Source organism: Leclercia sp. M50, assembly GCF_037150775.1.
Classification (GTDB): Bacteria; Pseudomonadota; Gammaproteobacteria; order Enterobacterales; family Enterobacteriaceae; genus Enterobacter.
Window position 1 is genome coordinate 1 of record NZ_JBBCPK010000107.1, and the last position, 12,366, is coordinate 12,366.

11 protein-coding genes and 3 pseudogenes are annotated in these 12,366 nt (G+C 57.6%); 7 read left to right on the forward strand and 7 right to left on the reverse strand.

What is annotated here, in order from left to right; all coding sequences use genetic code 11:
• Positions 1 to 110, forward strand: a pseudogene (locus tag WFM46_RS19935) (aldehyde dehydrogenase family protein); the annotation flags it as partial.
• Here WFM46_RS19935 and WFM46_RS19940 read toward each other — a convergent pair.
• The 7 genes and pseudogenes from WFM46_RS19940 to ymcF form a co-directional block, all read right to left on the reverse strand.
• A pseudogene (locus WFM46_RS19940) lies at positions 109 to 651 on the reverse strand (aldehyde dehydrogenase family protein); the annotation flags it as partial. The pseudogenes WFM46_RS19935 and WFM46_RS19940 overlap by 2 nt on opposite strands.
• Positions 652 to 675: 24 nt before the next feature.
• Positions 676 to 1,483: pseudogene (locus WFM46_RS19945) on the reverse strand (ABC transporter permease).
• Complete coding sequence (locus WFM46_RS19950; RefSeq protein WP_156654558.1) at positions 1,473 to 2,417, reverse strand: ABC transporter permease; 945 nt, start codon at positions 2,415 to 2,417, stop codon at positions 1,473 to 1,475. The pseudogene WFM46_RS19945 and the gene WFM46_RS19950 overlap by 11 nt, the downstream one beginning before the upstream one ends.
• A gap of 1 nt (position 2,418) precedes the next feature.
• Entirely contained in the window at positions 2,419 to 3,432 is a 1,014-nt protein-coding gene (locus tag WFM46_RS19955) for an ABC transporter ATP-binding protein (protein WP_336998340.1), read from the reverse strand.
• Between the two features lie 16 nt (positions 3,433 to 3,448).
• Complete coding sequence (gene ydcS, locus WFM46_RS19960; protein ID WP_312348616.1) at positions 3,449 to 4,594, reverse strand: putative ABC transporter substrate-binding protein YdcS; 1,146 nt, start codon at positions 4,592 to 4,594, stop codon at positions 3,449 to 3,451.
• A 291-nt stretch (positions 4,595 to 4,885) separates the two neighbouring features.
• Positions 4,886 to 6,304, reverse strand: a complete 1,419-nt coding sequence (locus WFM46_RS19965; protein ID WP_336998341.1) for an aminotransferase-like domain-containing protein — start codon at positions 6,302 to 6,304, stop codon at positions 4,886 to 4,888.
• Positions 6,305 to 6,416: 112 nt separating this feature from the next.
• Positions 6,417 to 6,605 carry a cold shock small protein YmcF gene (gene ymcF / locus WFM46_RS19970; RefSeq protein WP_039028652.1) on the reverse strand — a complete coding sequence of 63 codons (189 nt, stop codon included), beginning with the start codon at positions 6,603 to 6,605 and terminating at the stop codon, positions 6,417 to 6,419.
• 359 nt (positions 6,606 to 6,964) lie between these two features.
• On the opposite strand from ymcF, the gene WFM46_RS19975 reads away from it, so the two are divergent.
• The 6 genes from WFM46_RS19975 (at position 6,965) to WFM46_RS20000 (ending at position 12,239) form a co-directional block, all read left to right on the forward strand.
• The gene (locus tag WFM46_RS19975; protein ID WP_336998342.1) at positions 6,965 to 7,993 is read left to right on the forward strand and encodes an LLM class flavin-dependent oxidoreductase; all 1,029 of its coding nucleotides are present in this window, start codon (positions 6,965 to 6,967) and stop codon (positions 7,991 to 7,993) included.
• A gap of 182 nt (positions 7,994 to 8,175) precedes the next feature.
• Complete coding sequence (locus WFM46_RS19980) at positions 8,176 to 8,658, forward strand: Hcp family type VI secretion system effector (protein WP_312348621.1); 483 nt, start codon at positions 8,176 to 8,178, stop codon at positions 8,656 to 8,658.
• Entirely contained in the window at positions 8,655 to 9,134 is a 480-nt protein-coding gene (locus WFM46_RS19985; protein ID WP_114314870.1) for a DUF2778 domain-containing protein, read from the forward strand. The genes WFM46_RS19980 and WFM46_RS19985 overlap by 4 nt, the downstream gene beginning before the upstream one ends.
• Before the next feature lie 560 nt (positions 9,135 to 9,694).
• Complete coding sequence (locus tag WFM46_RS19990; RefSeq protein ID WP_180209956.1) at positions 9,695 to 11,101, forward strand: cytochrome ubiquinol oxidase subunit I; 1,407 nt, start codon at positions 9,695 to 9,697, stop codon at positions 11,099 to 11,101.
• Positions 11,101 to 12,111: a cytochrome d ubiquinol oxidase subunit II gene (gene cydB, locus WFM46_RS19995; protein ID WP_336998343.1), complete on the forward strand. Its 1,011-nt coding sequence runs from the start codon at positions 11,101 to 11,103 to the stop codon at positions 12,109 to 12,111. Before WFM46_RS19990 ends, cydB begins: the two co-directional genes overlap by 1 nt.
• Entirely contained in the window at positions 12,111 to 12,239 is a 129-nt protein-coding gene (locus WFM46_RS20000) for a DUF2474 domain-containing protein (RefSeq protein WP_103822063.1), read from the forward strand. Before cydB ends, WFM46_RS20000 begins: the two co-directional genes overlap by 1 nt.
• The last annotated feature ends 127 nt before the right edge of the window (positions 12,240 to 12,366 follow it).

Sequence of the window (12,366 nt, forward strand, 5' to 3'; positions counted from 1 at the left end):
AGCAGGAAGATGCCATTGTCCAGCGGGAGGTGTTTGGCCCGGTGGTGAGCGTGACGCCATTCGACGACGAAGAGGAGGTGCTGAACTGGGCCAACGATTCGCAGTATGGGCGGTGAGCGGCGTGATTTCAGACGGTTTCAGCACCACGCAGTTACCGGCCGCCAGCGCGGGCGCCAGCTTCCACGCCGCCATCATCAGGGGATAGTTCCACGGTGCAATGGACGCGACAACGCCAACCGGGTCTCGGCGGATCATGGAGGTGTGCCCTTCCAGATATTCTCCTGCCGCCGAACCATGCAGAGTACGCGCCGCCCCGGCAAAGAAGCGGAACACGTCGGCAATCGCCGGAATCTCATCCCCCATCACGCAGTGCAGCGGCTTGCCGCAGTTCTGCGACTCCAGCCGGGCTAAGGTGTCGGCCTGAGCGTCGATGGTGTCCGCCAGCTTCAGCAGACACTCGGCGCGGCTTTTTGGCGTGGTCCGCCCCCAGCTGGCAAACGCGCGGTCCGCGGCCTGCACGGCTGCGTCCACCTGGGCGGGAGAGGCCTCGGCGATCTCCAGCAGCACCTCGCCGGTGGCAGGGTTATAGACCGGCTGCTTTTCCCCTTCGCCGTTGACCAGTTCACCATTAATCAGCAGTTGAGTTTGCATAGCTTTGTCCTGTTTCAGTCAAGGTTATTTCCCGCTTCCGGCTACGTTTTCGCCGTCGCGGGTCAGCCACCAGGCCCCCCAGAATGGGAATGGCGGTCACCAGCATAACCAGCAGTGCCACCACGTTTGTTACCGGTACATCGCGCGGACGCCCAAGCTGGTTTAACAGCCACAGCGGTAACGTGCGCTCATGTCCGGCGGTAAAGGTCGTCACGATAATCTCATCGAACGACAGGGCGAACGCCAGCATACCCCCCGCCAGCAGCGCCGACCCCAGATTGGGCAGCACCACGTAGCGGAAGGTTTGCCAGCCGTTAGCGCCTAAATCCATCGAGGCTTCAACCAGGCTCCAGGAGGTGCGCCGGAAACGGGCAATCACATTATTGAACACCACCACCACGCAAAACGTGGCGTGACCGAGGATGATGGTGAAGAAACCGGGCTCCAGATTAATGGTCTTGAACGCCGTCAGCAGCGCCAGACCGGTAATGATCCCCGGCAGGGCGATGGGCAGGATCAGCATTAGCGATACCGCGTTCTTGCCAAAGAACTCCCGCCGCCATAGCGCTGCGGCTGCCAGGGTGCCCAGCACCAGCGCAATGGCCGTCGACAAAGCCGCGATTTTCAGTGACAACGTCACTGCTTCAATAATGTCGCTGCGCGTCGCCGCGGCACTGAACCACTTCAGCGTCAGCCCCTGTGGCGGAAAACTGAACGCCGGGTCCTCGGTATTAAAAGCATAGATGGCAATAATCAGCAGCGGGAAGTGGAGGAAGATCACCCCGCCCCAGGTGGCGATTTTCAGAAACAACGGTGCGCGTTCAGAGTGCATCAAACGCTCCCAGACGTTTCACGAACGCCAGATAGAGGGTAATGAGAACAATCGGCACCAGGGTGAAGGCCGCCGCCATGGGCATATTGCCAATCGCCCCCTGCTGGGAGTAGACCATCTGGCCGATAAAGTAGCCTGGCGGCCCCACCAGCTGCGGCACGATGAAGTCGCCCAGCGTCAGGGAGAAGGTGAAGATCGACCCGGCCGCGATGCCCGGGATCGCCAGGGGCAGCACGACATAGCGGAAGGTCTGCCGCGGCCGGGCGCCGAGATCGGCTGAGGCTTGCAGCAACGACGGCGGCAGCCGCTCCAGCGCCGCCTGCACCGGCAGGATCATAAACGGCAGCCAGATATAGACGAATACCAGGAAGCGCCCCAACCCGGAGGTGGAGAGCGTGCTGCCCCCCACGCCCGGCACCGTCAACAGCGAGGTGAGCAGCGGCTCCAGCCCCATATGGCTGAGAAACCACTGCGCCACGCCATCCTTGGCCAGCAGCAGCGTCCAGGCGTAGGCCTTGACGATATAGCTGGCCCACATCGGCAGCATCACCGCGATATAGAAGAAGGCTTTCCACTTTCCGTGGGTGTAGCGCGCCATATACCAGGCCATCGGGAAGGCCAGAATCGCGCTGCCGATGGTGACGGCAATCGCCATCGTCAGGGTACGCAGGATGATGTCGTAGTTGGCGGGATTAAACAGCGCGCGGATGTTGGCGAAGGTCAAATCCGGCGTGACCGCCATGGTGAAGTCATCGAAGGTGTAGAACCCCTGCCACAGCAGGGTGAACAGCGACCCGAGATAGACAATGCCAAACCACATCAGCGGCCCGAGCAGGAGTAAAAACAGCCCCAACGAGGGCCTGCGCCAGAACAGCGCCGACAGACGTCCCGGCAGGCCGTGCGAAGCCGGTGGCGGCGAAACGCTCATCTCCATTTCACCTCTCCTCATGCAGCGGCACCATAGCGTCGCGCGCCCACGACGCGGTCACCTGCTGCCCGGCCTCAACCCCCGGGGCCAGCGCGGAGCCGGTCAGGTTGGCCTGGCTCACCAGCAGTTTCTCCCCCTCGGCAAGCCGCAGCTCGTAACGGGTCGCCGCCCCCTGAAACTGCACCGCCTGCACCTGGCCCTGCACCCGGATTTCACCCTGCCCGTCCAGACGAATATGCTCCGGGCGCAGGGAGTAGCTACCGGCCATGCCGCAGACGCGCCGGGCGGTGGCGTCGGTAAAGACGTTCGAGGTGCCAACGAAGCTGGCGACAAACGGGGTGCGTGGACGCAGATAGAGCTCCCGCGGGGTATCCACCTGCTCGATTCGCCCGTTGTTAAAGACCGCCACCCGGTCAGACATCGACAGTGCTTCCCCCTGATCGTGAGTGACGAAAATAAAGGTGATGCCCAGCTCCTGCTGCAGTTTTTTCAGCTCAAACTGCATTTGCTCCCGCAGCTTGAGATCCAGCGCGCCGAGGGGTTCGTCCAGCAGCAGAACACGGGGCTGATTGACCAGCGCCCGGGCAATCGCCACCCGCTGACGCTGGCCGCCGGAGAGCTGGGAAGGCTTGCGCGCTTCGGCAAAACTGAGCCCGACCTTCTCCAGCGCCTCGCGGGCCTGGGCCTGGCGGGTAGACTTGTTGATCCCCTTCACCATCAGCCCGTAGGCCACGTTCTCGAGGATCGACATATGGGGAAACAGGGCATAGTCCTGAAAGACGGTATTGACGTCGCGCTCCCACGGAGGGAGTTCGCTGGCGTCTTTGCCAAAGATAGCTATCGCGCCACCGCTCAGCTGCTCGAAACCGGCAATCAGGCGCAGGCAGGTGGTTTTGCCGGAGCCCGAAGGCCCCAGCATGGAGAAAAACTCCCCGTCACGGATCCGGATCGTTACCCCATCCACCGCACGCACGTCGCCATACAGGCGGGAGACATCGTTAAACTCTACTGCGTAGGTCATATTCCGCTCCCTGCGCTTAACGACCGCCCATGATGGCGATATAGTCCTGAACCCAGCGGCTGTAAGGGACAAATTTGCCGCCGTTGGCGACAGGGGTTTTCCAGAACAGGATCTTGTCGAAATAGGTGTAGCCGTTGGTTTCACAGCCTTTATCGCCGAGCAGAGTGCTGGCTTTACAGCCTTCTGCCACCACTGGCAGGGAACCGAACCACGCCGCCAGATCGCCCTGCACTTTTGGCGTCAGGGACCAGTTCATCCACTTATAGGCGCACATCGGGTGTTTGGCATCGGCGTGCAGCATGGTGGTATCCGCCCACCCCGTCACCCCCTCTTTCGGGAAGACGGTGCCTATCGGCTGATTCTCCCCTTTCAGGGCGTTGGCCTGATAGGGCCAGGCGCTGGAAGCCACCACCCCCTCGTTTTTGAAGTCACTCATCTGCACCGTCGTGTCGTGCCAGTAGCGGTGCACGAGCGCATGCTGATCTTTCAGCACGTTTAACACCGCCGTGTACTGCGCTTCCGTCAACTGGTAGGGATCGGTGATGCCCAGATCTGGCTGGGTGGCTTTGACATAGAGCGCCGCATCGGCAATGTAGATCGGCCCATCGTAGGCCTGCACGCGCCCTTTGTTAGATTTGCCGTCCGGCAGGGTCTGTTCTTTAAACACCACGCCCCAGGTGTCAGGCGGGGTCGGGAAGGTTTTGGTGTTGTACATCAGCAGGTTTGGCCCCCACTGATAGGGCGTGCCGTAGGCCTTGCCGTTAACGTTGAACCACTCCCCTTTGACGATCCTGGGGTCGAGGGTTTTCCAGTTGGGGATCAGGTCCGGGTTGATGGGCTGAACGCGTTTGCCCATGATCAGGCGCAGGGAGGCGTCGCCGGAGGCGGTCACCAGGTCGTAACCGCCCTTCGCCATCAGGCTCACCATCTCATCGGATGTCGCGGCGGTTTTGACGTTAACTTTACAGCCGGTCTCTTTTTCAAACTGGGTGACCCAGTCGTAGTTTTTATCGGTCTCGCCCCGTTCGATATAGCCCGGCCAGGCAATGATATCCAGACGACCTTCGCCATTGCCGATCTCTTTTGGCGGCTCTGCCGCTTGCGCAGTCAAAATAGTCATGCCGAGCGCGCACAGGCTGCTACGGGCAAATGTTTTGCTCATACGTATTACTCCTGTCGTAATGAAATCAGACGGCAGCCGTGCCGGTAGAATATCTCCTTAATTAAACGTAGACCGCGCCATTGCAGCGCACCCGGCAGGCCTGAGAAATTTCGCCAGGTTGTGACCGGGGGCGCATTCCCCGGTAACTGGATTATAGACAAGGGGTTAGCAGGCGAAGAGGTTATGCATATTTCCTATGAGCGATAATAAAAAACGCCGCAAATTAATTGCGGCGTGATTAAGGGGATAAGAAATGATTATTTAGCGGCTGCGATCAATAGCGAGAAAAACTTATTTTTGCGTTTTTAACATCCCGCTGATTATTTGCCCTAACTGGATCACCGCCTGCTCCTCCCGCTCTCCCCAGGCCCACGAGGTATTGAAGCGGAAAAATGGCGTCCAGGTATCGGAGGTGGAGAACATTTTGCCCGGCGCAATGCTGATGTGGTGCTTCAGCGCCCGGGCGCTGAGCTCACCGGCATCCAGCGGTGCGGGCAGCTCCAGCCATAAAAAATAGCCGCTGTCGCTGTGGTGAATTTTCACCTCATTGGGCAGATGGCGCAGCAGCGCCTGCCTCGCCTGCTGCTTGCGCTCAGCCAGGGTGCGGCGCAGGCGCCTGAGATGAGCGTCGTAACGTTTGGTGGCGAGATAATCCACCAGCGCCAGCTGCATGGGCGAACTGGTGGACAAGGTGCTCATCAGTTGAAGCTGCTGGATGCGGCGGGCATGTTTCCCGGCGGCGACCCAGCCAATGCGGAACCCGGCCACCAGACATTTGGAAAAGGAGGAGCAGTGCAGGGTCATGTCGCTGCGATCCCAGGCTTTCGCCGGGAGCGGCTTTTCGCGGCCATAATAGAGCTCGCTGTAAACATCATCTTCAATCAGGGTGACGTTGTGCCGGGCGAGTAATGCGACAAGCTGCGCTTTTTTGTCGGCGCTGAGGGTAAAGCCCAGCGGGTTCTGCGCGTTGGTCATCAGCCAGCAGGCTTTTACCGGGTAGTCGTTCAGCGCCTGCGCCAGGGCGTTGAGATCGATACCGTCGCGCACGTCGGTCGCCACCGACAGCGCCTTCAGCTTCAGCCTCTCCAGCGCCTGCAGCGCACCATAGAAGCAGGGATTCTCCACAATCACCCAGTCGCCCGGCTCGGTGACCGCCTGCAGGCTGAGGTTCAGGGCTTCCAGCGCGCCCGCGGTAATCACAATTTCATCCGGGGAGATGTTCATCCCCTGTTGGGCATAGCGGCGGGCGATGGCGTGGCGCAGATCGACATTGCCCGGCGGCAGGTTCTCGATCACGCTCATGGCGGTGGCGGTTTTGCTGACGTTTGCCAGGGAACGGTTCAGCTGCTGTAAGGGAAAAAGGCGCGGATCGGGAAAGGCCGAGGCAAAGGGCACCACCGCGGGATCGCGGCTGGCCTGCAGCACATCGAAGATATAGGTATTGATATCCACCGACTCGTCGCGCATCACCTGCGCGGGCGGCATCGGCTGCTCTCCGCTGGGACGGGCGGCGACGTAATAACCCGACTGCGGGCGCGCCACAATATGCCCCTGGCTCTCCAGCATCTGGTACGCATGGCCGACGGTCATAAAGCTCAGCCCGCTGCTGGTCACCTGCTCACGCAGGGAGGGCAGCTTATCGCCGGGCTGCCAGACGCCCAGGTCGATCTGCGAAATGATTTGCTGCGCCAGGCGCTGGTATTTTTTCATCGGGTTCTCCTTGCTGCGTTACATAGTATATCAGCAGGAGAAAAAAGGCAGAATTAATAAACTGTTATAGGTGAGAGAGGAATGTCAGCAGGCGTGACGGCGCCTGACTGAATTACTTGCGCAGCTCAAACGGGACCTGGCGGGCATGACGGGAGGCCGCTAAATGGTCGAGGGTGATCATGGAAGATTTGCAGAAAATGCACTTCGCACCGTGTGGATTTTTTTCAGACACGTCGAAAATGGAAGTACGGAACTGCGAACCATGACAGCATGGGCAACGAAAATGGATAGTAGAACTCATGTAAATCTCCTGTACGTATACACGTAAAAACTAATGGGCCTTAAAGGCAATAAGGGTCTGAGACAAAACTAATCAGAGCGTAAAGATAAAACCCAGGAGCGACTGTGGAGAGGCACAACGTGATGAGATTGCTTTAGGAACTGCTTCAGATATTTTTGGATTTCAAACCGAAAGAGCATTAACGCATTAATGATGGAAGGATGCAAGCGGTATTTACACTATCCTTCCATAAAACAAGCAGAGCCGCTGAATTCATTCAAATTTTTTGACCTCATCTGTTAAATAAACGCCATTTCTTCTCGCCGGGTAATCCGTAAAGTAAGGGTTATGTTGTTTCTCAGAAATCAGGAATCCCCGGAATGAAAAAGATCGGTTTTTTATCATTTGGTCACTGGACGCCCTCACCGCAGTCCGGCACCCGCAGCGCCGCTGACGCGCTGCTGCAGTCTATCGATCTGGCGGTCGCCGCCGAAGAGCTGGGCGCGGATGGCGCTTATTTCCGGGTGCACCATTTTGCCCGCCAGCTCGCCTCCCCTTTCCCGCTGCTGGCTGCCATTGGCGCAAAAACCAGCCGGATTGAGATCGGCACCGGCGTAATCGATATGCGCTATGAAAACCCGCTCTATATGGCGGAAGATGCGGGCTCAGCCGATTTGATCTCTGGCGGACGCTTACAGCTGGGGATCAGCCGCGGCTCGCCGGAACAGGTGATCGATGGCTGGCGCTACTTTGGCTATGTGCCCGCGGAGAGCGAAAACGAGTCGGACATGGCGCGCCATCACACCGAAGTGCTGCTGGACGTGCTGCGTGGCGAAGGGTTTGCTAAACCCAACCCACAGCCGATGTTCCCTAACCCGCCGGGCCTGCTGCGCCTGGAGCCGCACGCCGAAGGTCTGCGGGATCGCATCTGGTGGGGCGCAGGCTCTAACGCCACCGCCGTGTGGGCCGCGAAGCTCGGGATGAACCTGCAAAGCTCCACTCTTAAAGATGATGAAACCGGCGAGCCGTTCCATATTCAGCAGGCAAAACAGATCCGCGCCTACCGTGCCGCCTGGGCCGAAGCGGGACATACCCGTACCCCGCGCGTCTCGGTCAGCCGCAGCATTTTCGCCCTGATGGACGATCGCGACCGGATGTACTTCGGCTCCAGCCGTAACGAAAGCGACAGCGTGGGCTATCTGGATGAGAAAACCCGCGCCATCTTCGGGCGCAGCTATGCCGCCGAGCCAGACAAGCTGGTTGCCCAGCTGAAGCAGGACGAAGCGATTGCCGAGGCGGATACGCTGTTACTTACGGTGCCGAACCAGTTGGGCGTGGAGTACAACGTGCATGTGATTGAGTCGATTCTGAAGCATGTAGCACCGGCGATGGGGTGGCGGGACGCGTAAAATAATAGAGGTCCCGTGAAATAGATAATACACGGGACGTTTACTCACACCTTTAAATTGATTTAATTTGTATAACTGCAAAATATATTTGCCATGACTATGGCACGATATGCCTGGTCTTTATTAAACATCCGATGTTAAGTAATGGCTGTTTTTAAGCTGGCTGACAAAAGGAGTTTGAGATGGCAATTCCTGCGTATTTGTGGTTAAAGGACGACGGAGGAGCGGATATCTGCGGGTCTGTGGATATCCGCGATCGTGAAGGCAGTATAGAAATACTCGGATTTGGTCACGGTCTGCATTTACCTACGGATAGTAATACTGGAAAGATAACCGGTACACGCGTCCATAGCGCACTTGTGTTTGAGAAAGAGTTCGACTCTTCCAGTCCTTATCTTTATAAAGCTGTTGCCAGAGGGCAAACGCTAAAATCCGCCGAGTTTAAATGGTACCGGATCAATCATGCCGGGCAGGAAGAAGAGTACTTTAATATGTTTCTTGAAGGGGTCAAAGTCGTGTCTGTTTGCCCTCTCATGCATGATATAAAAAACCCTTCGACGGAAAAACATAATCATCTTGAATCAATCTCCCTGCGCTATGAAAAAATCACCTGGAAACATTGCGATGGGAATATTATTTTTTCTGATGCGTGGGATGAGAGATGATTCGTTGTACATTTCATTTAAATGGTGGGCAGATGTCTACTCTAAGTTGTCCTGGCGTTGGTTTCTTTCCGGCTTATTCTGGACACGCCGGTGCCAACCGAAATAATCCAGATTCTATTGCTATGAAAAAGAAAGGGCCATTGCCGCCTGGAAAATATTTCATTGTTACGCGTTCCCGTGGAGGGCTTCGCTCCCGCTGGCACGATATGCTTAAAGAACTCGAGAGCGGTTCAAACCGGGACTTTTGGTTTGCATTATACCGGGACGACGGGGCTATCGATGATTCAACTTTTATAGACAACGTAGAGCGCGGAGCTTTTCGCCTGCATCCCGCAGGCAGTTCTGGGATTAGCGAAGGATGCATAACATTGCCAAATCATTCCCACTATCAAATCCTCCATCACGCATTGTTAAGCGCAGGTTCTTTACCCATTACGGCCGAGCTTAAAGCATTTGGCACCATACAGGTATATTAATGAAACCCAGTACTACTGTAATGATATGGTTGATGGAGTTAGCTCTTCTGTGTCTGGTTTATTCGTTAGTTTGTATTGTTATGCCCGATATCTGGCTATATGACCTTTATACGGATAAATTTGGTTTTCTGACCGAGGCCGAATGGTACGACCGCTACATTTTCGCGTTGTCTCTGTTATCGCTGCTTTTAACCACGCTTTTAATCTGGCTGATCTCCCGTCATATGCAAAAACGTAAGGCGCACTAACCGTAAAGGGGCTCTCGCCCCTTTATCGCCTTGCTCGGCCTACAAAACCTCTGCCCGTAGGCCCGTGCAAGCGAAGCGCCGCCGGGCATCATGCCGGGTGGCGGCTGACGCCTTACCCGGCCTACAAAGTTCCTGCCCGAAGGCCCGCGCAAGCGAAGCGCCGCCGGGCGTGGTGGCAACTGACTATAACACTTCCGGATAACGCCCTGTTTTCCTGAAACTGTTATACAAAAATTCCCCTTTTCTGTCTCTGATACTGATTTTCGCGCTGATTTACCATAACAGTCACACCGATTGACCTTGAGGTTGTGCATGTTTGGTTTAGATGCGTTTGTTCTTGCGAGGATCCAGTTTGCTTTTACTGTCTCCTTCCACATTATTTTCCCGGCGATCACCATTGGCCTCGCCAGCTATCTGGCGGTGCTGGAGGGGCTGTGGCTGAAAAGCAAAAACCCCGTCTGGCGCTCGCTGTACCATTTCTGGTCGAAGATTTTCGCCGTCAACTTTGGCATGGGCGTCGTCTCCGGGCTGGTGATGGCCTACCAGTTTGGCACCAACTGGAGCGGTTTTTCCCAGTTTGCGGGCAGCATTACCGGTCCGCTGCTGACCTATGAAGTGCTCACCGCCTTCTTCCTCGAAGCGGGTTTCCTGGGGGTGATGCTCTTCGGCTGGAACAAAGTCGGGCCGGGGCTGCACTTCTTTGCCACCTGCATGGTGGCGCTGGGCACGATTATCTCCACCTTCTGGATCCTCGCCTCCAACAGCTGGATGCAGACTCCGCAGGGCTATGAGATCGTCAACGGCCAGGTGGTGCCGGTGGACTGGTTGGCGGTGGTGTTTAACCCCTCTTTCCCCTATCGCCTGCTGCATATGTCGATTGCCGCGTTTCTCAGCAGCGCGCTGTTTGTCGCGGCCTCGGCGGCCTGGCATCTGCTGCGCGGGAACAATACCCCCGCCATTCGCCGCATGTTCTCAATGGCGCTCTGGATGACGCTGATCGTCGCCCCCCTCCAGGCGCTTGTCGGGGATATGCATGGCCTCAATACCCTGAAGCATCAGCCGGCCAAAATTGCCGCTATTGAGGGTCACTGGGAGAACCCGCCCGGCGAGCCGACGCCGCTGCTGCTGTTTGGCTGGCCGGATATGGAGCAGGAGCGCACCCGCTATGGCCTTGAGATCCCGGCGCTCGGCAGCCTGATCCTCACCCACAGCCTGGATAAGCAGGTTCCGGCGTTGAAAGAGTTCCCGAAAGCGGATCGGCCCAACTCAACCATCGTCTTCTGGTCGTTCCGCATTATGGTCGGGCTGGGCCTGCTAATGCTGCTCCTGGGCGCGATCGCATTGTGGCTGCGCTACAGGCAGCGGCTCTATTACTCCCGGCCTTTCCTGTGGTTTGCCCTGCTGATGGGACCGTCGGGCTTAATAGCGATTCTCGCCGGGTGGGTGACCACCGAAGTGGGCCGTCAGCCCTGGGTGGTCTACGGACTCCAGCGCACCAGAGATGCCGTATCGGCCCACGGCGATCTACACATGAGCGTCAGCCTGCTGGCCTTTATCGTGGTCTACACCTCGGTCTTTGGCGTCGGCTACAGCTACATGGTGCGCCTGATTAAAAAAGGGCCGCAGGAAGAAGAGAGCTTCCCGACCGAAAACGATGGCCGCCCGGCGCGCCCGCTCTCGGCTGCGAGCGCTGAATTCACTCACAAGGAGACACCATAATGGGCATCGACCTCTCCCTGATCTGGTTTGTGATTATTGTCTTTGCCACCCTGATGTACATCGTGATGGACGGCTTCGATCTCGGCATCGGTATTCTGTTTCCCGCCATCCAGAACGCGGACGACCGGGACGTGATGGTCAACAGCGTCGCCCCGGTGTGGGACGGGAACGAAACCTGGCTGGTATTAGGCGGAGCCGCGCTGTTTGGCGCCTTTCCGCTGGCTTATGCGGTGATCATCGATGCCCTGACCATTCCGCTCACCTTAATGCTGATCGGACTGATTTTCCGCGGGGTGGCGTTCGAATTCCGCTTTAAGGCGACGCCCGCACATCGTCCTTTCTGGGATAAGGCGTTTATTGGCGGTTCACTGCTCGCCACCTTTACCCAGGGGATGGTCGTGGGCGCGGTAATCAACGGCATTCCGGTCAGCGGCCGCGCTTTTGCCGGGGGGCCGTTCGACTGGTTTACCCCGTTCAGCCTCTTTTGCGGCCTGGGGCTGGTAGTGGCCTACGCCCTGCTGGGCGCCACCTGGCTGGTGATGAAAAGTGAAAACCCGCTTCAGGGCCGGATGCGTCAGGTATCGAAGCGCCTGCTGCTGGCGCTGTTGGTCATCATTGCGGCGATCAGCCTCTGGACACCGCTGGCGCACCCGGCCATTGCCGATCGCTGGTTTAGCCTGCCGAACCTGTTCTTCCTGCTGCCGGTTCCGCTACTGGTGGCGCTGCTGGGCCTGTGGCAGTGGCGCTGCCTGGATAACCCACATAGCCACCATCTGCCGTTCGTGCTGACTCTCGGGTTAATCTTTCTCGGTTTTAGCGGACTTGGGATCAGCATCTGGCCGCATATCATTCCGCCCTCTGTCACCCTCTGGCAGGCCGCTGCACCTGCCCAGAGCCAGGGCTTTATGCTGGTGGGGGCGTTGTTTATTATCCCGATCATCCTTGTCTACACTTTCTGGAGTTACTACGTATTTCGCGGAAAAGTCCAGCCTGGGGAGGGCTATCATTGATGAATCAACCTGTCTGGAAACGTCTGATGTGGATGGTGATTATCTGGGGCGGCAGCGTGCTGGCGCTGGCGCTGGTGGGGTTTTTCTTCCGTGTGCTGATGACGGCGGCGGGGTTTAAGTCACACTAGCCAACTTAAAGCGATAATTTGGCCGCTACATAACACTCAATTTACAGCGGCTCCCTGGTCCGGCTGAAAATCGCCGAAGCGTTGACCGCAGGCCGGGGCGAGGCGCAGGGATGCGCCGAGAGGGGGC

What these genes read in the sequence shown, in the direction of transcription:
- WFM46_RS19950 (WP_156654558.1), bottom strand. Translation starts at nt 2,417, where the DNA reads ATGGAGATGAGCGTTTCGCCGCCACCGGCTTCGCACGGCCTGCCGGGA.
- WFM46_RS19955 (WP_336998340.1), bottom strand. Translation starts at nt 3,432, where the DNA reads ATGACCTACGCAGTAGAGTTTAACGATGTCTCCCGCCTGTATGGCGAC.
- ydcS (WP_312348616.1), bottom strand. Translation starts at nt 4,594, where the DNA reads ATGAGCAAAACATTTGCCCGTAGCAGCCTGTGCGCGCTCGGCATGACT.
- WFM46_RS19965 (WP_336998341.1), bottom strand. Translation starts at nt 6,304, where the DNA reads ATGAAAAAATACCAGCGCCTGGCGCAGCAAATCATTTCGCAGATCGAC.
- ymcF (WP_039028652.1), bottom strand. Translation starts at nt 6,605, where the DNA reads ATGAGTTCTACTATCCATTTTCGTTGCCCATGCTGTCATGGTTCGCAG.
- WFM46_RS19975 (WP_336998342.1), top strand. Translation starts at nt 6,965, where the DNA reads ATGAAAAAGATCGGTTTTTTATCATTTGGTCACTGGACGCCCTCACCG.
- WFM46_RS19980 (WP_312348621.1), top strand. Translation starts at nt 8,176, where the DNA reads ATGGCAATTCCTGCGTATTTGTGGTTAAAGGACGACGGAGGAGCGGAT.
- WFM46_RS19985 (WP_114314870.1), top strand. Translation starts at nt 8,655, where the DNA reads ATGATTCGTTGTACATTTCATTTAAATGGTGGGCAGATGTCTACTCTA.
- WFM46_RS19990 (WP_180209956.1), top strand. Translation starts at nt 9,695, where the DNA reads ATGTTTGGTTTAGATGCGTTTGTTCTTGCGAGGATCCAGTTTGCTTTT.
- cydB (WP_336998343.1), top strand. Translation starts at nt 11,101, where the DNA reads ATGGGCATCGACCTCTCCCTGATCTGGTTTGTGATTATTGTCTTTGCC.
- WFM46_RS20000 (WP_103822063.1), top strand. Translation starts at nt 12,111, where the DNA reads ATGAATCAACCTGTCTGGAAACGTCTGATGTGGATGGTGATTATCTGG.